The sequence below is a fragment of the Achromobacter sp. SIMBA_011 genome, assembly GCF_046535435.1.
Classification (GTDB): domain Bacteria; phylum Pseudomonadota; class Gammaproteobacteria; order Burkholderiales; family Burkholderiaceae_B; genus Achromobacter; species Achromobacter dolens.
The window spans coordinates 1,454,631-1,476,080 of record NZ_JAWRWN010000001.1 but is presented as its reverse complement, the minus strand read 5'-3'; the positions used below and the strand labels follow the sequence as shown (position 1 = coordinate 1,476,080).

Sequence of the window (21,450 nt, the reverse complement as noted above, 5' to 3'; positions counted from 1 at the left end):
CGAAGGCGGAAAAAGTGTCAGGGATTCGACGATTATTTTGTAACGGGCGCGGCGGTTCAGCGCGCCGCCACGGTGACCCAGTACGGCGTGATGCGGTGGATCCGCACAGGCAGCGTCTTCTCCAGCAGGCGCAGGCCGGCGTCGGTATCGTTCACGGGGAAGGCGCCCGACACGCGCAGCTCGGCCACCGCCGGATCGCAGCGCAGGAAGCCACGGCGGTAGCGCGCCAGTTCCGCCACCAGGTCGGCCAGGCGCCAGTTGCGCGCGGCCAGCATGCCGTCCTCCCAGGACGCCAGCGCGGCGTCGGCGGCCGACTCGGGGCCGATCCGCTGCGCGTCGAACACGGTCTGCTGTCCCGCTTGCAACACGCGCCGCGCGTCGCTGGCGGCCGGCCGGATCGCCACCGCGCCGTCGAACACGGCGACGCGGATGCCGTTGCCCTCGTCCCGCACCATGAAGCGCGTGCCCAGCGCCTGCACCGAGCCCTGCGCGGTGCGCACGATGAACGGCCGATGGACCGGCGCCGGGTCCTTGCCGGTGGTTAGCAGGATCTCGCCCGCGCGCAGCCAGATCACGCGCTGCTCGGCGGTGTACTGGATGTCAACGGCGCTGGCGGTGTTCAGCAGCAGGCGGGTGCCATCGGCCAGTTGCATGCGGCGCTGCTCGCCTGCGGCGGTGCGCGCGTCGGCGCTCCATTCGCGCCACGGCAGTTCGCGCCAGGCCAGCCAGGCGGCCGGTCCCAATAGCGCCAGGCCCGCCACGGTGCGCAGCGCCTGGCGCCGTCCGGGCCGCTCCAGGCGCCGCAACGTGCGCGCCCCCAGCTCGGGCGGCACCTGTCCGAAGCTGCGCAGCATGTCCTCCAACCGGGCCCAGGCGGCGGCATGCGCGGCGCTGCGGCCGCGCCAGCGCTCGAAGGCGGCGCGGTCCGCGGCCGACAGGGTTTCCGACTGGAAGCGCACCAGCCAGCCGGCGGCCTCTTCCAGGACCGCCGTATCGGAGGTGGCGCTCACGCGGCGCCCCCCTGGTAGGCGATGAGGCAGGCCGTCAGCGCTTTCTGCATGTGGCGCTTGACCGTGGCCAGGGACGCGCGCTGCGCGCGGGCGATCTCGGCATAGGTCACGCCGTCGAATTGCGAGGCCAGGAAGATGGCGCGGGTTTTGGCGGGCAGCGTGCGCAAGGTCGCGTCGATGGCGTACAGCGTTTCCAGGATCAGCGCCCGCACTTCCGGCGACGGCACCTCGCGCGGCGGCAACTGCGCGGCCGCGCATTGGTAGGCGTCTTCCAGCGCGCGGCGGCGCCAATGGTCCACCACCAGGCCCTTCGCGATATGGGTGAGCAATGCGCGAGGCTCGTCGCCGCCGCCGGCGCGCACCCGCGCCGCCATCAGGCGCACGAAGGTGTCGTGCGCCAGGTCGGCGGCATCGAACGAGTTGCCGAGCTTCTTGCGCAGCCAGACGGACAACCAGCCGTGATGCTCTTGGTAGATCCGCGTAACGGCGTCGGTGGGCAGGGATTCGGTCGAGGACACGGCGCGGCTCGCGGTGAAATCTAAATGGGAATTGTTACTATTTTATCCCATTCCGCCGGCATCCTATCCGCCGGCGGCGCCGCGCAACTGTTCCGCCAGCAAGGCCAGCGCCGGCTTGTCCAGCGCCTGCGCCGCATAGCACAGGCCGACGCGGCGCGACAGCGCCAGGCCATCGAGGTCCTGGGCCGCGACGCCCGGCTGCTGCGCGATCAGCGAGCGCGGGGCGATGCAGGCGCCGACGCCGGCCGCGGCCAGTTCCAGCGCCAGGCGCAAGGACCCGGCCTGCGCGGCGGGCGCGCCGGCGGCCGCGCCGTAATACGGCAGCAGGCGTTGATGGCTCGGGTGATCGGGACAGACGATCCACTGCGGCGCGGCGGTCTCGGCGGCGTCGACCGGCAGCGCGATGGCGTAGAGGTCGTCCCACAGCGGCACGAACAGTTCGTCCTCGCAACGCTCGTCCTCGGTCGCCAGGCGGGCGTCGCCGACGCAGCCTTCCAGCAAATGCAGCAACAGATTGGGCACCGCCTGCCGCGCCCGCGCCACGAACGCGCGGACGTGCGCGCCCGCGATCTCGCCCTCGACGCCGATGCGCAGCTCGGCCAGGCGGGCATCCTGGCGGAACTGGCGCGCCATCGACTCGGTCTGCGCCACCAGGCGGCGCGCCTGCGGATACAGGATGCGGGCCTCGTCCGTGACCGCCACGCCGCGCGCCTGGCGCTCGAACAACTGCGCGCCCAACAGGCTCTCCAGGCTCTTGATGGTGCCCGACAGGGCCGGCTGGCTCAGGTGCAGCCGCTGCGCGGCGGCGGTGATGTTGCGTTCCTCGAAGACCGCGATGAAGGCATTGAGCTGGCGGCTATCCATAAGTTTTTCCGATTGATGCGAGAAGAATAAACCATTTTTCAAGCGTGAAAGCCGGTCCTAGAATCGTTTTCAGCCCCTCCGGCATATAAATAACCGATACCTGGAGTCTTCACCATGACTACCCCCCAACGCCCCCTCGTCGTCGTCACCGGCGCCAGTTCCGGCATCGGCCTGGCCACCGCCCGCCTGTTCTCGTCGCACGGCCACCCGCTGCTGCTGCTGGCGCGCCGCCTGGCGCCGATGCAGGCCCTGAACCTGCCCAATGCGCTGGCCCGCCAGGTCGACGTGACCGACCGCGCCGCGCTGGCCGCCGCCCTGCGCGAAGCCGAGGCCCAATATGGCCCGGCAGACGCCATCGTCAACAATGCCGGCGTCATGCTGCTGGGCGACATCACGCGCCAGGATCCGGCGCAGTGGGACCGCATGCTGGACGTGAACGTCAAGGGCCTGCTCAACGGCGTGCACGCCGTCGCCGCCGGCATGGTCGAGCGCGGCCACGGCACCATCATCAACATCAGCTCGGTGGCGGGCCGCAAGACCTTCCCCAACCACGTCGCCTACGTCGGCACCAAGTTCGCCGTGCACGGCCTGTCGGAAAACCTGCGCGAGGAACTGTCGCCGCACAATGTGCGCGTGGTCACCATCGCCCCCGGCGCGGTCGAGACCGAGCTGCTCAGCCACACCACCGACGAAGGCATCAAGAGCGGCTACCAGGACTGGAAGGCCGACATGGGCGGCAAGGTGCTGGCCGCCGAGGACGTGGCCAACGCGGTGTACTACGCCTACTCGCAACCGCCCGGCGTGTGCATCCGCGAAATCGTGCTGGCGGCGACCCGCCAGCAGGCCTGAGTCCGCGCTAGCGGGCCTTGAGATCGATCGCCCCGTCGGCGGCGGGCGCCAGCGTCACCGGCGCCGCGGCGGCCAGCGCCTGCAGCATGGCCTCGGGGGGATCCAGATCGAACGAAGCCGACAGGCGCAAGCGCCCCGCCCGGCTGTCGGCCAGACGCAACGGCGCGGCCAGATAGCGATTCATCTCACGCACCACCTCGGCCATCGGCGTGTCGCGGAAGACCAGGCGGCCTGTCTGCCAGGCCAGCAGCGCGTCGACGTCGGCGGGCGCCGGCACCCCGATCGCGCCGCTCGCAGGCACGCGGATGCGGTGCCCGTCGCGCAGCACCGCGAGGCCCAGGTTCCACCAATGGCCGCCCGTCACATCCGCCGTGCCCGCACGCACCAGCACCGTCACGTCGTCCTCATCGCGACGGACATCGAAGACGGCGCCGGCCGCGCGCACGTCGGCGCTGCCGGCGCGCACGATGAATGGCCGCTGCGCCTCGGCGTTCACGGTGAAGAGGATTTCCCCGCCCTGCAGTTCGACCTCGCGCCGCGCGCCGTAGAACTTGACCTCGGCCAGGGCGTTGCCATTGAGTTCGAGGACCGAGCCATCGGGCAGCGTGACCTGCTTGCGTTCGCCCCGATCGGCGCTAATGGTGGTCGCAAACGACGGCGCCTCGGCGGGCAGGCTCCACCACGCCAGCAGCGCCACGGCCGCCAGGACAACGCAGGCCAGCCCCGCGCGCGTCAGCAGTCGCCGTCCCGGGCCGCCCGCAGGCCAACGCCAGGCCAGGAATGCGGGCCGGCGCCGGCTGTCGGAATCTCGCGAAAAGGAATCTGTCATGGATGCGTGCCGCCCGCAAGGGGAGCGCGGGCCAGGAATGAACGGAAACAGCGTCGGGCACAACCGCCGGTAACCGTTCGATCGCCCACGCGGCCTTGCGTTCCCATCATATCGCCTGGACCGCGGCGGCCCCGGCGAGGTACCCGCCGGTCAATAATCCATCGGCACGTGGCTCTGCGCCGCGCGCAACTCCTGGATGTGCCGCTCGGCCTCTTCACGCTCGACCGCCGGCGGCAATGCGCGCCAGCTCACCATGTTGCCGGGCGCCTTGGCCGGCATCCAGCCCAGCACGCTGTACAGCGTGATCGCGGTGCCGCCCGTATCGAACCGCGTTTCGTAGTAGCCCTGCCGTTCCGGCGTCGTGTCGCCGGACACCCATTCCAACTGCGACATCCTGTCTCCCTCTTGATCCAGCCTGTATTGAAGCCGCGGCTCCCGCCAAACCCAAGGGTTTGCGCCTGATGGTAGCGCGCCGCCCTGCTCCCGATACGTGCACGATGCGCCCGCTTTTCAATTCTTGACAGAGGGGAATCCCTAAGATTTTTCGGCGGCGCGATTGCTAAGTCGGGAACTGAGGCGCTAGGATGCGGCAAAGGATTCTTACAAACCGGGTCCGGCGAGGCGGCCGCGCCCCGGGCCAGCCCGCCCTCGGTAGCGGGCTTCATAGGGCGACCGGTATGCCGACATCGAGCTTCATGCGCTATCCGAAAGATCGGTTGGCGGCCCTGGCCAGCGCGAGCGCACTGCGCGCCATCCGCGAGGGACTGCTCTGGACGATGCCGTGCCTGCTCGTGTCGGCGCTGTTCCTGGTGCTGTCGGTGGTGGCCGGCCAGCTCGGTCTGTCCGCGGCGCTGGTGCAGGAGCTGGCCGCCGTGCACAACCGGCTCAACATGGTCATGCCCATGCTGGTCAGCACCTCGGTTGGCTACATGCTGTCGATCCGCCACCGCGTGCCCAATCTGCCGGCCGCCTTCCTGTGCCTGTCGTACGTCGTGATCGCCGAGGGTCTGCTGGCGCCCTACCCGCATGCCGCCGCCACCCTGATCCTGAGCATCGCCATCCTGCTGCCGTTGGGCAGCGTGCCCCTGCTGGCCTGGCTGCACCGGCGCCGCTGGACGCGGCTGGCGCCCGACGGGCTCATCGGCGAGAACGTGCGGGGCACCCTCAACATGGTGATTCCAGGCCTGCTGACCGCCGGCGCGGTGGCGCTCGCGGTCAGCCTGCTGCTGCGCATTCCGGGCGTGGCGCAGTTCGACATTCCGGTCGACCTGGCCTCGCTCGACAGCCCCTTCACCACCGGTCCGATGACGGCGGCGCTGAACTCGATCTTCTGGTTCTTCGGCATCCACGGCTATCACGCGATGGCGCCCGTGATAGACGTGCTGGACCAGGCCACGGCGCTCAACGCCGCCAGCGCCGCGGCCGGCCACGAAGGCCTGTACGCGCTGAACGGCAGCCTGCTGGGCGCCTTCGTCTTCATCGGCGGCGCCGGCGCGACGCTGTCGCTCGTGGTCGCCATCCTGCTGTTCTCGCGCAGCGAATCGCTGCGGCTGCTGGCGCTGGCCAGCATTCCGGTGTCGCTGCTGAACGTCAACGAGATCCTGCTGTTCGGCCTGCCCCTGATTCTCAACCCGCGCCTGCTGATCCCGTTCGTGCTGGCGCCGGTGTGCAACGCGCTGGTGGCGCTGGCGGTGGTGCAACTGGGCTGGATTCCGGCCGCCTCGGTCTCGTTGCCGCTGACCTCGCCGGTCCTGCTCAATGCCTATCTCAGCGCCGGTGGCCACCTGGGCGGGGTGGCGCTGCAAGTGACGCTGATCGCATTGGGCGCCTGCCTCTATGCGCCGTTCGTGGTCGCGCTGGAACGCCAGCGCAAGGCCGACGCCACCGTCTACTTCAAGTCGCTCGACACCACCTTTCCGCGATTGCAGGAGGAATCGCTGCTGTTCGCGCACGATCCGGTGGTCTCGACCTACGCCAACCGCGCCCGCCGCAGCGCCGAGATCTCGCGGATCCGCGCCATCAGCGAATACGACTTCTATCTCGAATACCAGCCGCAGGTGTCGCTGCGCAGCGGCCGCTGCACGGGCTGCGAGGCGCTGCTGCGCGCCACCGGCCCGGAAGGCACGCAACAGGCGCCGCTGGAATTCCTGCGCTGGCTGGCGCAGGCCGACCTGATGCGCGAAGTGGATCTGTGGGTGGCCAAGCAGGCGGTGCTGCAATGTCTTGCGTGGCGCAAGGCCGGTTTCACCCTGCCCCTGACCGTCAACGTCACCAGCGGCACACTGACCTCGGCTTCGTATCTGGACAAGCTCGTCAAGGTGCTGGAGCAGGCCCAGGGCCAGGTATCGGTGGAACTGACCGAGGATGCGCTGGTGGAAGACGCGCAGGCGCTGCACACGGCGTTCGACCGCCTGCATGGCATCGGTTGCAAGGTCTATATCGATGACTTCGGCACCGGCTACTCGGCCCTCAGCTACCTGCACCAGTTCGAGATCGACGCGGTCAAGATCGACCGCAGTTTCGTGCTCGCCCAGAGCAGCGCGCGCGGCGCCCAGGTCATGAGCGGCCTGCTGCGCTTCTGCGAGGCGCTGGACCTGCAGATCATCGTCGAAGGCGTGGAGACCCAGGAGCAGCTCGCCGCCCTCGAATCCAGCGCCGAGATCATCGTGCAAGGCTGGTTCTACAGCAAGGCGCTGTCAGGCGAGCACCTGGTGGAATTCGCGCGGCGGCGCATGCCGGCCGCCGCGCACAGCGGCAGCGCCGCCGCTATTTGATGCCGATGAACGGCAGCGCCGCGCCCGGCACCTGCGTGGAGGGCAGCACGCCATCCCATTTCTCGACCGCGTTCAGGCTGACCAGGTTGGTGTTGGCGGCCAGCGCCTCGGCCTTGGCGCGGATCGACGCGGCCTCGGCTTCGCCGCGCATGCGGATGCCGTCGGCCTCGGCGGTGAACTGCTGGCGGCGCGCGTCGGCTTCGGCCTTGGCCTTGACCACCTGGATCTCGGCGTTGATCATCGCCGTTTCCTTCTGCTGGCGGGTGGTCTCGATCTGCACCTGCGCCAGCATGCGCTGTTCGATCGAGTGCTCGTAGGCCTGCGAGAAACCGACTTCCTCGATCTGCACGCCCACCACCTGCACCGGCGCGCCTTCCATGGTCTTGAGCACGGCGTTGTTCACGTCCAGGCCCAGCTTCTGGCGTTCCTGGATGGCGCGCACCGCGGTGTACTGGCCGAACACGTTCTTGACCGCGTCGGGCGTCTTGCGTTCGAGCACGCGCATCTGCAGGTTGCTGATGGTGCCGTACTCGGAATACAGCTCGGCCACGTGCTCGGGCGGCACGCGGTAGGTGACCGACACGCGCAGCGTGGCCGGTTGCTGGTCATAGCTATAGGCTTCGAGCTTCTCGAACACGAAAGTGTGGTCGCGCACCGACACCGTCATCACGTTGTCGATGAAGGGCGTCTTGAAATCCAGGCCCGGCTCGGACACGCGCACCAGCTTGCCGTTGCGCAGCACCACGCCGCGTTCGCCCTGGTCCACCTGGAACCACGAACCGAACGCCAGGCACAGGATCAGCACGAACAGCACGCCCGTGATGATGGCCACCTTCAGGCTGCGCGGTTTGACGGACTTGACGATCTGGAGGTCGGTCGGCTTCACTTTCAGTCCCTTTCTGATTTGTTGCGTTTACGATCCGAGAGCACGGCGGCGATGCCGCGCGCAAGTAAATAGGCGACCACGGCCGCCCCCACCAAGATCAGGAAATATCGCATCTGGCATTCCCCCCCGGAATAGAAGCGAGCGATTCTAGCCCGAGTCAGCGGCGTGAAAGGTTACGGTTGTTGCAATAGGAAAAACCGCTTGCCAATGGAGATGGCGCGCGTTCCAGCATTGCGGTACGCTGCATGGGCCTTAACTCCGGGTGCCCATCATGCGCCGCTCGATCGCCATTCTCGTGACCGCCTTGGCCTGTTCCACCCTCCTCGCCCCCGCCTGGTCGGCGCCGCCTGAAAACCGCGGCAAGCCCGATCACGCCGGCAACGGCAACGGCAATGGCAACAACAAGGGCAATGGCAACAGCGGCGGCAAGAACAAGGGCAACGGCAAGGATGCCGACACCAACGTCAGCGTCACCCTGAGCACCGCGGGCATCAGCATCTCGACCGCGCGCGGCTACGCGGTGCAGGCTGGCGCCACCGGCTATGGCTCCCTGCCGCCCGGCATCCGCAAGAACCTGGCGCGCGGCAAACCGCTGCCCCCGGGCATCGCCAAGAAGATGGTGCCCGGCCCGATGTTGGCCCGGCTGCCGGTGCATCCCGGTTACGAGTGGCGCGTGGCCGGCAATGACCTCATCCTGATCGCCATCGCCACCGGCATCGTCGCGGACGTGCTGGCGGGCGTGTTCGACTGAAGCGTATCGACTGGCCGCCTGGCTAGTCGTAGTAGGCCAGGCCCAGCCGCGCCAGGTCGTCCGGATAGTCGAAGTAGGCTTCGTCCAGCGCATGCAGGCGCGCCTGCTCGGCCTCGGTCATGGCGCCGTAGATATCGTTCAGTTCGATCACTTCGGGCGCGGCCTCGAAACGATCGACCAGGCCGCGCATCTCCGCCAGGATGGCGCGCGTGCGCGCCGCGCCGATCTTGCCCAGCGCCAGCAGCGCCAACTGGCAGGTCGGATCGCCCCAATTGCACAGGAACTGCATGAAGCCGCCGTTGTTGATGTCGGCTTCCATGCGCCACAGCGCAACCAGCTCCTGCTCACGCTGCGGCAGGCTTTCCAGCTTCCACTCCACCGCCCGCAACGCCGCCAGCGCGCCTTCGTAATGCGCGTCCCACAACAGGTCGCGCACGTTCAGCATGCCCGCGGCCGAAGGCGCCAGCAAGTCCGGCCACACCACGCCATGGTCGTCGTCCACCAGTTGCCACTGTTCGCGCTCGGCCGGGCTGGCCTTTTCCAGCCGGATATGCCGCCGGATCGGCTCGCGCAACGTGCGGCCGTCGGCCAGCGTCAGCAGGATGTGGGTCTCGGTCAGGGCGAGATGGCGGATGCGGTAGTCGGCGGACATGCGATGTCTCGAAGCGTAAGCAGAAATCCGGAACGCGCAGAAGATAACGGATCGCGCCTCGGCCGTCGAGGCGCGGCGCGCCCGTTTATCGTTCCTCGCATCAGGCCGCACACTGTTACGCCCGCGCATGGCCTATCTGCTACCGTAAAGCCTGCCCCGGGCCCGGCCCGCGCGCCGCGTCCGCCATGTCTTCACCGGGAGATCGACAATGCCGCGCCCCTCCGCGTCCACGCCCCTGATCGGCGTGATTCCGCCCTATGTCCTGGACCGCCTGGCACAGCACGCCGACGCGCGTGTCAGCATGCCGGCCGTCAAGACACTCATCATCGACCAGCAGCAGCGCGGATTGCGTGAAATGGCGGCGCGGCCGTCGCGGGCCCAGGTGGCGGCTCCTCGCGCTTCGGATGCCGGCGGCACGCCGCAACGCGCGGTGCACGACGCGGCCAACACCACCGCCCTGCCCGGCAAGCTGGTGCGCGCCGAAGGCGCCAAGGCCAGCGGCGACGCGGCGGTGGATGAAGCCTACGATCACCTGGGCGCGACCTACAGGCTGTTCCACGATGTCTACCAGCGCGACTCGATCGATGGCGCGGGCCTGCCGCTGGTGGGCAGCGTGCATTACGGCGAAGACTACGACAACGCCTTCTGGAATGGCTCGCAGATGGTGTTCGGCGACGGCGACGGCGAAGTGTTCAACCGCTTCACCGTGGCGGTCGACATCATCGGCCATGAACTGACGCACGGCGTCATCGACAGCGAAGCGGCGCTGGCCTACCAGGGCCAGTCGGGCGCGCTCAACGAATCGCTGTGCGACGTGTTCGGCGCGCTGGTCAAGCAATACGCCCTGGGCCAGGACGCGCGCGAAGCCGACTGGCTGGTGGGCCAGGGCCTGTTCCTGCCGAAAGTGCAGGCGCGCGCCCTGCGCTCGATGGCCGAGCCCGGCAGCGCCTACGACGATCCGGTGCTGGGCAAGGATCCGCAGCCGGCGCACATGAGCGGCTACGTCGATACGCCGCATGACAATGGCGGCGTGCACATCAACTCCGGCATTCCGAACCGCGCCTTCTACCTGGCCGCGACCGCCCTGAAGGGACCGGCCTGGGAAATAGCCGGCCGCATCTGGTACGACACGCTGCGCGACAAGCGCCTGCGCCACGACGCCGACTTCGCCGCGTTCGCGCGCCTGACGCTGGACGTGGCGCGCGGGGCGCACGGCGAGGCCGCGCACAAGGCCGTCGCCGGCGCCTGGGCGGCGGTGGGCATACAGCCATGATCGACCTGCCTCCGCTCGAATTCGCGCTGCGCGTCAGCCTGACGCGCGAAGGCGGGCTGGCCTACCTGCCCGGCTTGGCGCGCACCCGCAGCATCGACCTGACCTCCTGCCCGCCCGGGCTGCGGCAGGAGGTCGGCGAAGCCCTGCGGCGCACCGCCCCGCTGGCCACGCCTGACTGCGCCGCCCAGGGCGGCGACCAGCGGTACTTCCATGTGGAACTGGCGTTCCGCGATCCGGCCAGCGGCGATACGGCCAGCCTCACCTTCGACGTGCCGGAAGCGCAGGCGCCCGACATCCTGGTGCGTCTGTGGCGCGCCCAGGCCGGCGGCTAGAAAACGCCGCTTGCGGCGTGCGCCGGCGTCACTGCGCCGCGCGTTGCGGCGCCTGGGCCGGATGCGCGCGGAACGCGCCAATCTGGATCGCGCGGCCCGCCAGCAGTCCGCAGCCCGCCATCGCCAGGCACAATGCGGCGCACAGACCGAGCGCCGCCGACCAGCCCCCCAGCCGGTCGTGCAGGGCGCCGACCAGCGCCGGTCCGCTGGCCGCGAACAGGTAGCCCACGCACTGCGCCATGCCCGACAGCGCCGCCGCCTGCTGCGCGTGGCTGGCGCGCAGGCCCACGAACATCAGGCCCAGGATGATGCCGCCGCCCGTGCCCAGGCCGAGCAGCACGATCCACAACGTGGCCCAGCCCGGCGCCGCGATCAAGCCGACGAACGCCACCAGCGAGGACAGCGCCGAGCAGAACGCGGCCGCGCGCTGGTCCTTCATGCGGCGCACCACCGGCGCCAGGAACAGCGCGGGCCCGGCCGACATCAACTGCAGCAGCCCGTGCAGCGAGCCGGCGCGCTCGGCCGAGTAGCCCGCGTCGCGCAGGATCGCCGGCAGCCAGCTCACGCCCACGTAGAACACGAAGGAATTGATGCCCAGGTAAAGCGTCACCTGCCAGGCCAGCGCGGAATGCCACAACCGGCCGCCGTGCGGCGCGTGCGCGGTGGACGCGGCCGGCGGCGTATGGTTGGCCAGTTGCGGCAGCCACAGCAGCACCCCGGCCACCGGAATCGCCAGCAGGCACAGCGCCGAGAAGCGCCAACTGCCGCCCGCCAGGCTGGCCAGCGGCACCGCCAGGGCAGAGGCGGCGCCGGCCGCGATGCTCATGGTCAACACATAAGCCGAGGTCAGGCCCGCCACGCGCTGCGGGAAATCGCGCTTGAGCAGGCTGGGCAGCAGCACGTTGCCGACGGCGATGCCCGAGCCGATGACCGCCGTGCCGGCATACAGCGCCCAGGCCTGGCCCTGGCTGCGCAGCACGATGCCGACGCCGATCAGCAGCAGCGCGGCGAACAGCGTGCGCTCCAGGCCATGGCGACGCGCCATGCCGGCCGACACCAGCGAAACGATGGCGAACGCCAGCAGCGGCAGCGTGATCAGCATGCCCGCGGCGGTGTTGGACAGCCCGAGCTGCTCGCGGATCAGGCCGACCAGGGGCGGCATGCCCGTGACCGGCGCACGCAGCGCCATGGCGATGAAGAGGATGCCCACGATCAGCAGAACGGGGCGTCGGGAAGCGGGGGAGGAAGCGGAAGGAATCATGCCGTCAGCTTAGGCAAAGCCGTCTCTGCTGAATTTCGAGATAATGACAAAATATCCCTGAATCCAGCCAAGGCAGCGCCGCGCCATGTATCCGCCGCACGCCCACAGCCCCTATTTCGATCCCGACACGCCCACGCAATGGACCTACGCCATGCGCGTGGAGGCGGCCCGCAACGAACACGAATCGCCCACCCATCGCCACCGCATGGGCCAGTTGGTGCTGTCGCTGCAGGGCGGGGTGACCAGCTTCGTGCCGCAGGGCCTGTGGATGGTGCCGCCGCGCTGCGGCGTGTGGATCCCCGGCGGCGTGCCGCACCGCAACCGCGTCACCGACAACGGCCGGGTCTGCTTCCTGTTCGTGCCGGCGGACACGCCGGGCCTGCCGACGCAATGCTGCACGCTGGCGATCACGCCGCTGGTGCGGGAAATGGTGGCGCACCTGGCCGACCTGGCGCCGGCCGACACCGCCCTGCCCGCCAACCGCCGTCTGGCCGCCGTGCTGGTCGAGCAATTGACGCGGATGCCGACCGAGCAGTTGCACCTGCCGCTGTCCGACCATCCGCGCCTGCGCGAGATTGCCGCGTCGCTGCGGGCCAATCCCGCCGACCGCAGCACCGCGGCCGAATGGGGCCGGCGCCTGGCCATGAGCGAACGCACGCTGGCGCGCCTGGTGCGGCAGGAGGTCGGCATGAGCTTCGGCCGCTGGCGCCAGCAGATGCACATCGTCATGGCGCTGCAGCGGTTGTCGTCGGGCGTGTCGGTGCAGCGCACCGCCGAAGACCTGGGCTACGAATCGGTCAGCGCCTTCATCACCATGTTCCGCAAGGCGCTGGGACAGACGCCGGCGCGCTACTTCGCCGACAAGGCCTAGGGCCGCGGTTCCCGCGCAAGGGCGCGGCGGCGCGGCGGACCGGGCGCGCCGCTTCAGTCCTTGGGACCCGCCACCAGGAACAGCCGCGGGAACGGCAGCAGCACGGTGCCATCGGCCAACGCGGGATAGGCGCGCGCAATCTCGTCCCGATAGCGCGCCAGGAAGGCCGCCTGTTCGTCAGCGTCCAGCTTGTTCAGATAAGGCCGCAGCGCCGTGCCCTTGAACCATTCCACCACCGCCTGCGCGCCTGCCAGCGGGTGCATGTAGGTCGTGCGCCAGACGTCCAGTCGGCCGCAATGCGGCTTGAGCAGTTCGTAGTACCAGGCGGCGCTGTGACGCGGCGGATGCTTGACGCCGCCGATCTTGCCGGCCCAGGGGCCGTCGGCGGCGACCTGGCGCGCCAGCTTGTGGGCCGGCTCTTCCAGGTTGTCCGGCGTCTGCACCGCCAGGCTGCCGCCCGGCGCCAGCTTGCCCACCAGGCGCGGATAGAGGGTCGCGTGGTCCGGCACCCACTGCAGCGCGGCGTTGGCCAGGATCACGTCGTACTGGCGCGGCGGATTCCAGGTTTCGATGTCGGCCAGTTCGAACGCGATCGACGGCAGGCGCTTGCGCGCCGCCTGCACCATGTCGTCGGAGCTGTCCATGCCGGTCACGTCGGCCTGCGGGTAGCGGGCGGCCAGCACCTCGGTGGAGTTGCCGGGGCCGCAGCCCAGATCCACCGCGTGGCCGACCTGTTCGTTCGGCAGGGCGGCAACCAGGTCGCGCACCGGGCGGGTGCGTTCGTTTTCAAAGGCGGAATACTGTTTGGCGGACCAGGTCATGGCGGCTCCTTGCGTGGGTCTGGGTACGTTCCGCACTCTACGCCGCGTCATTCCATATGACAAATATATATAGGGCTACACATTCATATTTACTGGATATGCCGACACCCTGTCAGAATGCGACCACTCCCCATTCGGAACTTGATGAATGCCTCCGCAACTGGTCCTGTTGCCCGGCATGGACGGCACCGGCGATCTGTTTGATCCGCTGCTGTCCGCGCTGCCCCCCGCGCCGCCGCCCATGGTGCTGCGCTATCCCGCCCGCGAGCCGCTCGGTTACCCCGCGCTCGAACAGCGCGTGCGCCAGGCCCTGCCCGCGCAGGCGCCCTTCGTGCTGCTGGCCGAATCCTTCTCGGGACCGCTGGGCGCCGCCATCGCCGCCGCGCCGCCGCCAAACCTGCGCGGCCTGATCCTGTGCGCCTCGTTCGTGCGCGCGCCGCATCCCCGGCTGGGCCTGGCGCGGCCGCTGGCCAACTGGCTGCCGGTCACACTGCTGCCGCGCGCGGTCCTGCATCACCTGTTGCTGGGCGCCCATGGCACGCCGGCGCTGCGCGCCGCGCTGGACCGGGCCGTCGCGCAGGTGGCGCCCGCCGTCATGCGAGCCCGCCTCCAGGCCGTGATGGCCGCCGACCAACGCGCGGCATGTGCCGGCGTGCGCCTGCCGCTGCTATACCTGCAGGCGCGCCACGACCGCGTGGTGCCGCCCGCCGCCGCCACGCTGGTCAGGCAATTGGCGCCGCAGACCCTCCTGGTCGACATCGACGCGCCGCACTGCCTGTTGCAGGCCGCGCCCGAGGCCGCCGCCGCGGCCATCGCCGACTTCCTGCGCACGCTCGACCCCGCCCCCCCCGAGGGGGCTTTTTCATCTTGAGGCGGCTCGGCGATGAAAAAGGGCCCGCCATGGGCGGGCCCTCTGCTCTTGCCGGGTTACTCGGTCTTCAGCTCAGGCTGCGACGCCCCCGAGCGGGTCTTCCACAGCGAGAACAGCACGCCGCCGCCGATCAGGCCGAAGGTCACCGACAGCGACACCACGGCGGGAATCTTGCCGATGAAGCCGACCAGGAAGATCTTCGTGCCGATGAACACCAGTACCAGCGACAGCGCGTACTTCAGGTAGTGGAAGCGGTGGATCATCGCCGCCAGCGCGAAGTACAGCGCGCGCAGGCCCAGGATCGCGAAGATGTTGCTGGTGTACACGATGAACGGGTCGGTGGTGATGGCGAAGATCGCCGGCACCGAGTCCACCGCGAACAACAGGTCCACGAACTCGATCAGCACCAGGGCCAGGAACAGCGGCGTGGCCCAGCGCACCGTCTTGCCCGTGGCCGCATCCGGCTCGCGCACCCAGAAGGCGTTGCCGCGCAGGCCATCGGTCACGCGCATGCGGCGCTTGAGGAACTTCAGGATCGGGTTGGTGGCGATATCCGGCTCCTGGTCGGCGATCATCCACATCTTGATGCCGGTGAACACCAGGAACGCGCCGAACAGATACATCAACCAGCCGAAGTTGCTGACCAGCGCGGCGCCCAGGCCGATCATGATGGCGCGCAGCACGATCACTCCCAGGATGCCCCAGAACAGCACGCGGTGCTGGAACTGGCGCGGGATGGCGAAGAAACTGAAGATCAGCGCGATCACGAACACATTGTCCAGCGACAGCGATTTCTCGATCAGGAAGCCCGTGTAGTAGGCCATGCCGCTGGCCGGGCCCATCTGCCACCAGACCCAGCCGCCGAACAGCAACGCGGCCGAAATGTAACCCGCCGACAGCAGCAGGCTTTCGCGCACGCCGATCTCGCGGTCTTCCTTGTGCAGCACGCCCAGGTCGAAGACCAGCAGGGAGATGACGATGCCGATGAACAGCAGCCAGCTCCAGGCCGGCGTGCCGGCGAAGTCGGCTTGTAGAAATGAGAGCAAGGCTTCCATGATGTTCCCGCTTGTGTGTGAAGGCCCTCATGATCCGGATCCCGGGCCGATGGAGAAATCAGCCTGAAAGTGAGTTATGGTTCGAAAAAACCGAAGTGAACATCGCCATGCTCAATTACCGCCACCTGTATTACTTCTGGATGGTCGCCAAGGAAGGCGGCTTCTCGCGCGCCGCCGAGCGCCTCGACATGGCCATCCAGACCATCAGCGCCCAGGTGCGCGAACTGGAAAAGAACCTGGGCCACCAGTTGCTGCGTCCGGCCGGGCGTGGGGTGGCCCTGACCGACGCCGGCCAGGCCGCCTTCGCCCGCGCCGAGGAGATCTTCCAGATCGGCCAGGAACTGCCGCAGGAAGTCCGCGCCGCCGCCACCAAGCCGGTGATCCGCCTGTCGGTGGGCCTGTCGGACGGCATCTCCAAGCTCGCCGCCCACGCGCTGCTGGGGCCGGTGCTGGACACCCCGGACCTGCGCCTGACCTGCCACGAGGGCGAGGTCGAGGAACTGCTGGGCGAACTGGCGCGCCACCACCTGGACCTGGTGCTGGCTGGCCAGGGCGCGCCGGCCAACCCCAACCTGCGCCTGACCAGCGACCGGCTGGTGTCCTCGCCGGTCGATTGGTACGGCCCGGCGCGGCTGGTGCGCAAGGCCGACACGCAGGACTTCCCCCGCTGCCTGGAGCGCCTGCCGGTGTTGCTGCCGACCGGCCATTCGGTGCTGCGCCAGACGCTGGACCGGTGGTTCAATGAACAGGGCCTGCGGCCCAACGTGGTCGGCGAGTTCGAGGACAGCGCGCTGATGTCGGTGTTCGCCGCGCGCGGCCTGGGCGTGTTCCCGCTCAGCCGCCTGGGCGGCGACGACGTCGGCCTGCTGCGCGGCCTGCGGCCGCTGGCGCGCTGCGACAGCGTGCACGAGGAAATCCACGGCATCCGCAATCGGCGCGGGCAGCACCACCCGCTGGTGCAGCAGATACTGGCGCATGCCAAGACTTCGGTTTTTTCTTAATGATTGTCACAAAGACGCTGGTTTTTCAGAATCCGTTTCCGCTCTATCGTGGCGTTTCTTTCCTGAATCACCGGAGTACCGCAACAATGAAGAAAATCATCTGGATCGCTTTCGCCGTACTGGCCGCGCTATGGACCGGCCTGGTGGCGCTGACGCTACAGTTGGCGGACTGGGTGCTGGCGGCCATCGCCTCGACCCAGGTGCCGGGCGCCGCCGCGATCGGCTCGGCGCAATGGCAGGCGCCCGCGTGGGCGGCCCCCTGGGTCGACGCCGGCCTGATCCAGTCGCTGCAGTCGGGGCTGGTGTGGCTGGTGGACCTGCTGAACCAGGTCCTGCCCGCGGCCGGCAGCCTGGGCACCTGGATCGCGGTGCTGGGCTGGCTGTTCTGGGGCTTCATCATGGCAGCCCTGCTGGTGCTGGCGCTGATCCTGCACTGGCTGGCCGGCAAGCGCCCGCAGGGCGACGGCCCCGGCCGCCAGGTGGTGTAATAAGGCAGGCAACGCGGCGTCCCGGCGCGCTGCCTCCTCTTATAGGAGCGTACCGTGCCGTCCCGACTATTCCGCGCCGCCATCCTGCCCGCCGCCGTCCTGGCGGCGTCCACGCACGCGAACACACCGCCCCACGGCATCGAGGTGTGTACGCTGACCGGCACGTCGGGGCAGTACAGCGTGCGGGTTCGCAACACCGGGTCAGCCCCGTTGGCGCGGGCCGACGTGACCGGCGTGCGGCTGGACGGCGGCGGCCAGCCGCAGGGCAACATCAGCGTCAGCCTCACGGCCATTCCCCCCGGCCGCTACGAAACCGCGATCCTGGCGCGGCACGGCGAATCTGCCGCGCTGGTCAGCATCGCCACCTACCAGTCCGTCAACGGCCTCGAGACCCGGCAACAGGAACTGTTCGCCGGCAAGGTGGCTCACGTGTCGCCCGGTTCGGCCCTGCAATACACGCTGGCGCCGCTGGCGGTGCGCGGCTGGACCGTGGCCTACGGCGGCCCCAACGCGCCCACGCTGGCCCCCGGCAGCGCCGTGCTGCTGGTCTATCCCGCACGCAGCGGCAAGAAGATGGATACCCGGCCCGAAGCGGGCCGCACGCCCGCCGACGTGGTGCCGCTGGCGCCCTGCCCCGTGCCGCGCGGCAGGTAGGGACGCAGCGGGCGCCGACCGCCACGGCGTCCATGGCATGACGGCGCTACGTGCCGTTCAGCAGGTCGCGCTCGTTCAGCAGCGCGTAGACGATCTCGGGCCTGTTGTCGAAGCCGCGGCGGATGGCGGCCGGAATCGACGTGCGCGTCTTGCGGCACAGGCCGGGCTGCTCGTCGAGCTGGATGGCAATGCCGCGCGAGGTGCGCACTTCGTTGTCGCTGGGGATGATGCGCACCACGATGCCCAATTGCGCCTGCATGCGGCCCTGCATGGCGCGCAGGTCTTCCAGGCTGGCAATGTTCTCCAGCCGCGCCACCAGGCGCTTTTCCTCTTCCTTGGTGAGCCGCAGGATGCGCACGTCCGCCGCCGGATCGGCCAGCAGCCGGTCGCGGTCGCACATACAGGCGCCCGGCGGGCATTCTTGACGGATGGGGAACGGGAGGTTCATGGCGCGCGCGTCGCAAGCTATCCGATGATTCTACCCAGGAACCCGCGGCCGCCGCGACCCTCGACGCGTCCCCCGCAGGCACGGCGCGCGGCGCGACGGCTCGGGCATAATGCGCCGAGAAGAAATCCGGGAGGCGCTGCCTTGAAAATGTTCCTGCTTGCGGCCATGCTGGCCGGCGCCGGCGTCAGCGCCGACGCATTCGCGCGCGACCATGCCTACGACATCAAGCCGGGCCTGCGGGCGGTGGTAACCGTCGACGGGGCCACGCAGCAGCGCGTCAGCGTTCGCGTCGGCAAGGGCGCGCCGCAGGAAATCGCCCGCCTGGACGACGAAGCGGTCGACGTCTTCGAGACGCCCGACATCGACCACGACGGTTACCGCGACCTGGTCATCGGCCAGAGCGGCGGCGGCGGCCAGGTCCAGGCCCGGCTGTTCCTGTACCGGCCCAAGGAAGGCAGGTTCCGCGAGATCGCGCATCCCGCGCCGCTGGCCAGCCCGTGCCACCAGTTCGTCAACCCCGTGTTCGATGCCGCCAAGGCCGCCTTCTCGGTGGGCTGCCGCTACGGCGCCGACAGCAACGGCACCGAGGACTACGCGCTGCGCCCCGATGGCACCGCGCGCCCGGTGCGGTGGACCGCCCAGGCGCTGTTCGACCTGGAGGACAGCGCCTTCGAGCTGACATACGGATTCAATGAAGACGGCACGGTGGCGCGCATCCAGATCGACGGCGACGACTCGCCGCTGGATGGCGACAGCAGCGTGCCCTTCGACCGGCTCGACCTGTACGACGCCCCCGATGTAAAGGCGCTGTCGACGCGGACAGCCAAGGCCGGGGAGCGCCTCGACGTGATCGCGCTGCGTCCGCAGTGGCTGCAGGTGCGCGAGGCCGGCGCGAGCGCGGATGCGCCGCCGGCATGGGTGCGCTACGCCGACCTGAAGATCGACAAACACCGCTATGCCCCGGCGCCGCGCACGCCCACGAGCGGCCTGATGCTGTCCGTCTATGGCCACCTGGGCACCACGCTGTACGAGGCCGGCGGCCGCTTCACGCTGCACGTGACCAACCTCGGCCCCGAGTCGGCGCGACTGCAATCGCCACGCATCTGGCTGCTGTTCATCGACGCGCAGGATCGGCGCACGCTGCAGCCGCTCTACCAACGCCCGCCGGTGACGCTGGCCGCGCCCGCCGTTGCGGCCGCCGCCGCGCAGGCCTCCCCCGCCTATGCCGACAACGCCGACCGGCCTGCGGCGCCCACGGGCCCGCGCCACGTGGCCGACTGGGCCGACGACCCGGTGCTGTGGCGTCCGGACGGAAACGGCGGGTTCGAGTATCAGGTAAGCGCCGGCAACGGCCAGTACGTGCCCTTCTTCCCCGACCTGGCCCCCGGCCGCTACCGGCTGGTCGTGGCGCTGACGGACCCGGCCGCCGCAACCAGCCCGGTCTACTCGAACGCCATCGAAGTCGACCTGCCCTTCCCCAAACGGCAATGAGCGCGCCCCGCTGGCCCCGCCGCGCCCTTGTTGCCCTCGCCAGCCTGGGCGTGGCCGTGGCGCTGGCCGCCGCCGCCCTGGTCGCGGCGGGCCTGCAGGCCGACGCCCCGCAGGCCGACGTCGCGGTGGTGCTGGGCAACACGGTCGCGCCCGACGGTAAGCCCTCGCCGCGCCTGGCCGCCCGGCTCGACCGCGCCTACGACTGCTACGCCGCCGCGCGCTGCCGCGTGCTGTTCGTCAGCGGCGGCGTCGATCCGGCCGGCCATGACGAAGCGGCGGTGATGCGCGACTACCTGATCGCGCGCGGCGTGCCGGCCGACCGGGTGGTCGCGGACAGTCTCGGCAACGACTCCTGGGCCACCGCCCGCCACGCCAGCGCCTACATGCGCGAGCACGGCTACGCCAGCGCCACGGCCATCACACAGTACTTCCACGTACCGCGCACCATGCTGGCGCTTAGGCGCCATGGCGTGCCGCAGGTCGGCGGCGCCTCGCCCCGCTATGCCGAGGCGCGCGACCTGTATTCGATCCTGCGCGAGCTGCCGGCCATCGCCTGGTACGCACTGCGGCCGCTATAGTTTCCCTTCCTCTCTTTCCACAGACGCTACCGTGCTTATCTTCCACAATCCCGTCCACGGCAAACACGATGGCCGCCAGGAAATGTTCCGCGGCAGGCTGGTGCCCTGTCACGAGACCCCGGCCCGGCTCGAATACGTGCTGGACGCCCTGCGCGAGCGCGGCATCGGCACGCTGCGGGCGCCGGCCGCGCCCGACCTGGACCTGATCCGCCGCGTGCACAGCGCGCGCTACGTCGACTTCCTGCAACGCGCCTGGGCCGACTGGATCGCGCTGGACCCGGCCAACGCCGAGCTCGACATCCTGCCGTCGGTATGGCCGGTGCGCGGCTTCCGCCACGACATCGCGCCCAGCAATTTCGCCGCGCGCGTCGGCCTGTTCTCGTTCGACAGTGGCAGCCCCCTGACGGCGGGCACCTGGGAAGCCGCGGCCGCCGGCGCGGCCTGCGCCATCGACGCCGCGCGCGCGGTCGCGGGCGGCCACGGTCCGCGCGCCGCCATGGCGCTGACGCGCCCGCCCGGCCATCACGCCGGCGCCGACTTCTTCGGCGGCTACTGCTTCCTGAACAACGCCGCCCTGGCGGCGCAGGCGCTGCGCGAGGCCGGCGCCGAGCGCGTCGCGGTGCTGGACATCGACTACCACCACGGCAACGGCACGCAGAGCATCTTCTACGAGCGCGGCGACGTGCTGACCGTGTCGGTGCATGGCGACCCGACCACCGAATATCCCTTCTTCCTGGGCTATGCCGACGAACCCGGCCAGGGCGCCGGCCTGGGCGCCAACCTGAACCTGCCGCTGGCGGCGGGCACCGACTTCGCCGGCTGGACCGAGGCGCTGGAACAGGGCCTGGCCGCCATCGGCCGCTTCAAGCCGGACGCGCTGGTGATCGCGCTGGGCGTGGACACCTACGAAGGCGATCCGATCTCGAAGTTCAAGCTGCGCAGCGCCGACTACCTGCGGGTGGGCGCGCGGCTGGCCCGGCTGGGCCTGCCCGCGGTGTTCACCATGGAAGGCGGCTACGCGGTGGCCGAGGTCGGCGTCAACGTCGCCAACGTGCTGGAAGGCTACGCCGGCTGAGTGGACGCAGCCAGATGGCAGGATCGCCGGCGCTGACCCGCGCGACGCGGGCGGACAGCCCGGACCGGCGGTTCCGCGCCACGCCTGCCGCGCCCTCG

At 69.7% G+C, this 21,450-nt stretch carries 25 protein-coding genes; 13 read left to right on the top strand and 12 right to left on the bottom strand.

Annotation, left to right across the window (positions count from 1 at the left end; translation table 11 throughout):
• Positions 1-56 precede the first annotated feature (56 nt).
• The 3 genes from SB816_RS06820 to SB816_RS06810 all read right to left on the bottom strand — a co-directional run bounded on the left by SB816_RS06820 (position 57) and on the right by SB816_RS06810 (position 2,392).
• Positions 57-1,010, bottom strand: coding sequence for a FecR domain-containing protein (locus SB816_RS06820; protein WP_410546680.1), 954 nt, complete (start codon positions 1,008-1,010; stop codon positions 57-59).
• On the bottom strand, positions 1,007-1,528 hold the full coding sequence (locus SB816_RS06815) for a sigma-70 family RNA polymerase sigma factor (RefSeq protein ID WP_175188946.1): 522 nt from the start codon (positions 1,526-1,528) through the stop codon (positions 1,007-1,009). Before SB816_RS06815 ends, SB816_RS06820 begins: the two co-directional genes overlap by 4 nt.
• Positions 1,529-1,591: 63 nt before the next feature.
• A complete protein-coding gene (locus tag SB816_RS06810) occupies positions 1,592-2,392 on the bottom strand; it encodes a LysR family transcriptional regulator (RefSeq protein ID WP_410546679.1) in 801 nt (266 codons plus the stop codon).
• Between the two features lie 114 nt (positions 2,393-2,506).
• Here SB816_RS06810 and SB816_RS06805 point away from each other — a divergent pair, with 114 nt between their 5' ends.
• Entirely contained in the window at positions 2,507-3,241 is a 735-nt protein-coding gene (locus SB816_RS06805; RefSeq protein WP_054428684.1) for an SDR family oxidoreductase, read from the top strand.
• Positions 3,242-3,248: 7 nt separating this feature from the next.
• Here the strand turns inward: SB816_RS06805 and SB816_RS06800 are convergent, their stop codons facing one another.
• Positions 3,249-4,070 (bottom strand): FecR family protein, encoded by an 822-nt coding sequence (locus SB816_RS06800; protein ID WP_064527026.1) that lies wholly within the window; start codon positions 4,068-4,070, stop codon positions 3,249-3,251.
• A 150-nt stretch (positions 4,071-4,220) separates the two neighbouring features.
• Entirely contained in the window at positions 4,221-4,463 is a 243-nt protein-coding gene (locus SB816_RS06795) for a hypothetical protein (RefSeq protein WP_049075832.1), read from the bottom strand.
• A 284-nt stretch (positions 4,464-4,747) separates the two neighbouring features.
• On the opposite strand from SB816_RS06795, the gene SB816_RS06790 reads away from it, so the two are divergent.
• Complete coding sequence (locus tag SB816_RS06790; RefSeq protein ID WP_054500872.1) at positions 4,748-6,844, top strand: PTS sugar transporter subunit IIC/EAL domain-containing protein; 2,097 nt, start codon at positions 4,748-4,750, stop codon at positions 6,842-6,844.
• Here SB816_RS06790 and SB816_RS06785 read toward each other — a convergent pair.
• Positions 6,837-7,730, bottom strand: coding sequence for a prohibitin family protein (locus tag SB816_RS06785; protein ID WP_049075835.1), 894 nt, complete (start codon positions 7,728-7,730; stop codon positions 6,837-6,839). The genes SB816_RS06790 and SB816_RS06785 overlap by 8 nt on opposite strands.
• 157 nt (positions 7,731-7,887) lie before the next feature.
• Positions 7,888-8,142: a hypothetical protein gene (locus tag SB816_RS06780; RefSeq protein ID WP_367648698.1), complete on the bottom strand. Its 255-nt coding sequence runs from the start codon at positions 8,140-8,142 to the stop codon at positions 7,888-7,890.
• Between SB816_RS06780 and SB816_RS06775 the strand changes: the two genes are divergently transcribed.
• Positions 8,026-8,481: an anti-virulence regulator CigR family protein gene (locus tag SB816_RS06775; protein ID WP_410546714.1), complete on the top strand. Its 456-nt coding sequence runs from the start codon at positions 8,026-8,028 to the stop codon at positions 8,479-8,481. The two genes, SB816_RS06780 and SB816_RS06775, sit on opposite strands and share 117 nt — an antisense overlap.
• 22 nt (positions 8,482-8,503) lie before the next feature.
• Here the strand turns inward: SB816_RS06775 and SB816_RS06770 are convergent, their stop codons facing one another.
• Positions 8,504-9,133 carry a DUF4375 domain-containing protein gene (locus SB816_RS06770; protein ID WP_144655412.1) on the bottom strand — a complete coding sequence of 210 codons (630 nt, stop codon included), beginning with the start codon at positions 9,131-9,133 and terminating at the stop codon, positions 8,504-8,506.
• Between the two features lie 208 nt (positions 9,134-9,341).
• On the opposite strand from SB816_RS06770, the gene SB816_RS06765 reads away from it, so the two are divergent.
• Both SB816_RS06765 and SB816_RS06760 read left to right on the top strand, forming a co-directional pair.
• Entirely contained in the window at positions 9,342-10,406 is a 1,065-nt protein-coding gene (locus tag SB816_RS06765; RefSeq protein WP_054500869.1) for a M4 family metallopeptidase, read from the top strand.
• Positions 10,403-10,738, top strand: a complete 336-nt coding sequence (locus SB816_RS06760; RefSeq protein ID WP_054500868.1) for a protealysin inhibitor emfourin — start codon at positions 10,403-10,405, stop codon at positions 10,736-10,738. The genes SB816_RS06765 and SB816_RS06760 overlap by 4 nt, the downstream gene beginning before the upstream one ends.
• A 28-nt stretch (positions 10,739-10,766) precedes the next feature.
• On the opposite strand, the gene SB816_RS06755 is transcribed toward SB816_RS06760, so the two are convergent.
• Complete coding sequence (locus SB816_RS06755) at positions 10,767-11,999, bottom strand: MFS transporter (RefSeq protein WP_410546678.1); 1,233 nt, start codon at positions 11,997-11,999, stop codon at positions 10,767-10,769.
• Between the two features lie 85 nt (positions 12,000-12,084).
• Here SB816_RS06755 and SB816_RS06750 point away from each other — a divergent pair, with 85 nt between their 5' ends.
• The gene (locus SB816_RS06750; protein WP_006387387.1) at positions 12,085-12,870 is read left to right on the top strand and encodes an AraC family transcriptional regulator; all 786 of its coding nucleotides are present in this window, start codon (positions 12,085-12,087) and stop codon (positions 12,868-12,870) included.
• 53 nt (positions 12,871-12,923) lie between these two features.
• Here the strand turns inward: SB816_RS06750 and tam are convergent, their stop codons facing one another.
• Positions 12,924-13,691 (bottom strand): trans-aconitate 2-methyltransferase, encoded by a 768-nt coding sequence (gene tam, locus SB816_RS06745; RefSeq protein WP_054415298.1) that lies wholly within the window; start codon positions 13,689-13,691, stop codon positions 12,924-12,926.
• Positions 13,692-13,839: 148 nt separating this feature from the next.
• Here tam and SB816_RS06740 point away from each other — a divergent pair, with 148 nt between their 5' ends.
• Positions 13,840-14,562, top strand: coding sequence for a serine aminopeptidase domain-containing protein (locus SB816_RS06740; protein WP_410546677.1), 723 nt, complete (start codon positions 13,840-13,842; stop codon positions 14,560-14,562).
• Positions 14,563-14,618: 56 nt separating this feature from the next.
• Here the strand turns inward: SB816_RS06740 and SB816_RS06735 are convergent, their stop codons facing one another.
• Entirely contained in the window at positions 14,619-15,617 is a 999-nt protein-coding gene (locus SB816_RS06735; RefSeq protein WP_006387384.1) for a TerC family protein, read from the bottom strand.
• A gap of 107 nt (positions 15,618-15,724) precedes the next feature.
• Here SB816_RS06735 and SB816_RS06730 point away from each other — a divergent pair, with 107 nt between their 5' ends.
• The 3 genes from SB816_RS06730 to SB816_RS06720 all read left to right on the top strand — a co-directional run bounded on the left by SB816_RS06730 (position 15,725) and on the right by SB816_RS06720 (position 17,760).
• Entirely contained in the window at positions 15,725-16,618 is an 894-nt protein-coding gene (locus SB816_RS06730; protein WP_054501216.1) for a LysR family transcriptional regulator, read from the top strand.
• An 86-nt stretch (positions 16,619-16,704) separates the two neighbouring features.
• The gene (locus tag SB816_RS06725; protein ID WP_054500865.1) at positions 16,705-17,106 is read left to right on the top strand and encodes a hypothetical protein; all 402 of its coding nucleotides are present in this window, start codon (positions 16,705-16,707) and stop codon (positions 17,104-17,106) included.
• A 54-nt stretch (positions 17,107-17,160) separates the two neighbouring features.
• Entirely contained in the window at positions 17,161-17,760 is a 600-nt protein-coding gene (locus tag SB816_RS06720; protein WP_410546676.1) for a hypothetical protein, read from the top strand.
• Positions 17,761-17,806: 46 nt separating this feature from the next.
• Here SB816_RS06720 and SB816_RS06715 read toward each other — a convergent pair whose 3' ends face one another.
• Entirely contained in the window at positions 17,807-18,208 is a 402-nt protein-coding gene (locus tag SB816_RS06715) for a hypothetical protein (RefSeq protein ID WP_064527014.1), read from the bottom strand.
• A gap of 147 nt (positions 18,209-18,355) precedes the next feature.
• On the opposite strand from SB816_RS06715, the gene SB816_RS06710 reads away from it, so the two are divergent.
• From SB816_RS06710 to SB816_RS06700, 3 genes are read left to right on the top strand one after another with little or no spacing between them, the layout of a single operon-like run.
• On the top strand, positions 18,356-19,699 hold the full coding sequence (locus SB816_RS06710) for a hypothetical protein (RefSeq protein WP_410546675.1): 1,344 nt from the start codon (positions 18,356-18,358) through the stop codon (positions 19,697-19,699).
• Positions 19,696-20,277, top strand: a complete 582-nt coding sequence (locus SB816_RS06705; RefSeq protein ID WP_054500861.1) for a vancomycin high temperature exclusion protein — start codon at positions 19,696-19,698, stop codon at positions 20,275-20,277. Before SB816_RS06710 ends, SB816_RS06705 begins: the two co-directional genes overlap by 4 nt.
• Positions 20,278-20,308: 31 nt before the next feature.
• The gene (locus SB816_RS06700; protein ID WP_410546674.1) at positions 20,309-21,352 is read left to right on the top strand and encodes a histone deacetylase family protein; all 1,044 of its coding nucleotides are present in this window, start codon (positions 20,309-20,311) and stop codon (positions 21,350-21,352) included.
• The last annotated feature ends 98 nt before the right edge of the window (positions 21,353-21,450 follow it).

Excerpts from the sequence above, each read along its gene's own strand:
- SB816_RS06755 (WP_410546678.1), bottom strand. The coding sequence starts at position 11,999 with ATGATTCCTTCCGCTTCCTCCCCCGCTTCCCGACGCCCCGTTCTGCTG.
- SB816_RS06800 (WP_064527026.1), bottom strand. The coding sequence starts at position 4,070 with ATGACAGATTCCTTTTCGCGAGATTCCGACAGCCGGCGCCGGCCCGCA.
- SB816_RS06715 (WP_064527014.1), bottom strand. The coding sequence starts at position 18,208 with ATGAACCTCCCGTTCCCCATCCGTCAAGAATGCCCGCCGGGCGCCTGT.
- SB816_RS06705 (WP_054500861.1), top strand. The coding sequence starts at position 19,696 with ATGAGCGCGCCCCGCTGGCCCCGCCGCGCCCTTGTTGCCCTCGCCAGC.
- SB816_RS06750 (WP_006387387.1), top strand. The coding sequence starts at position 12,085 with ATGTATCCGCCGCACGCCCACAGCCCCTATTTCGATCCCGACACGCCC.
- tam (WP_054415298.1), bottom strand. The coding sequence starts at position 13,691 with ATGACCTGGTCCGCCAAACAGTATTCCGCCTTTGAAAACGAACGCACC.
- SB816_RS06795 (WP_049075832.1), bottom strand. The coding sequence starts at position 4,463 with ATGTCGCAGTTGGAATGGGTGTCCGGCGACACGACGCCGGAACGGCAG.
- SB816_RS06725 (WP_054500865.1), top strand. The coding sequence starts at position 16,705 with ATGAAGAAAATCATCTGGATCGCTTTCGCCGTACTGGCCGCGCTATGG.
- SB816_RS06770 (WP_144655412.1), bottom strand. The coding sequence starts at position 9,133 with ATGTCCGCCGACTACCGCATCCGCCATCTCGCCCTGACCGAGACCCAC.
- SB816_RS06760 (WP_054500868.1), top strand. The coding sequence starts at position 10,403 with ATGATCGACCTGCCTCCGCTCGAATTCGCGCTGCGCGTCAGCCTGACG.
- SB816_RS06740 (WP_410546677.1), top strand. The coding sequence starts at position 13,840 with ATGCCTCCGCAACTGGTCCTGTTGCCCGGCATGGACGGCACCGGCGAT.
- SB816_RS06730 (WP_054501216.1), top strand. The coding sequence starts at position 15,725 with ATGCTCAATTACCGCCACCTGTATTACTTCTGGATGGTCGCCAAGGAA.
- SB816_RS06735 (WP_006387384.1), bottom strand. The coding sequence starts at position 15,617 with ATGGAAGCCTTGCTCTCATTTCTACAAGCCGACTTCGCCGGCACGCCG.
- SB816_RS06765 (WP_054500869.1), top strand. The coding sequence starts at position 9,342 with ATGCCGCGCCCCTCCGCGTCCACGCCCCTGATCGGCGTGATTCCGCCC.
- SB816_RS06810 (WP_410546679.1), bottom strand. The coding sequence starts at position 2,392 with ATGGATAGCCGCCAGCTCAATGCCTTCATCGCGGTCTTCGAGGAACGC.
- SB816_RS06805 (WP_054428684.1), top strand. The coding sequence starts at position 2,507 with ATGACTACCCCCCAACGCCCCCTCGTCGTCGTCACCGGCGCCAGTTCC.
- SB816_RS06790 (WP_054500872.1), top strand. The coding sequence starts at position 4,748 with ATGCCGACATCGAGCTTCATGCGCTATCCGAAAGATCGGTTGGCGGCC.
- SB816_RS06710 (WP_410546675.1), top strand. The coding sequence starts at position 18,356 with ATGTTCCTGCTTGCGGCCATGCTGGCCGGCGCCGGCGTCAGCGCCGAC.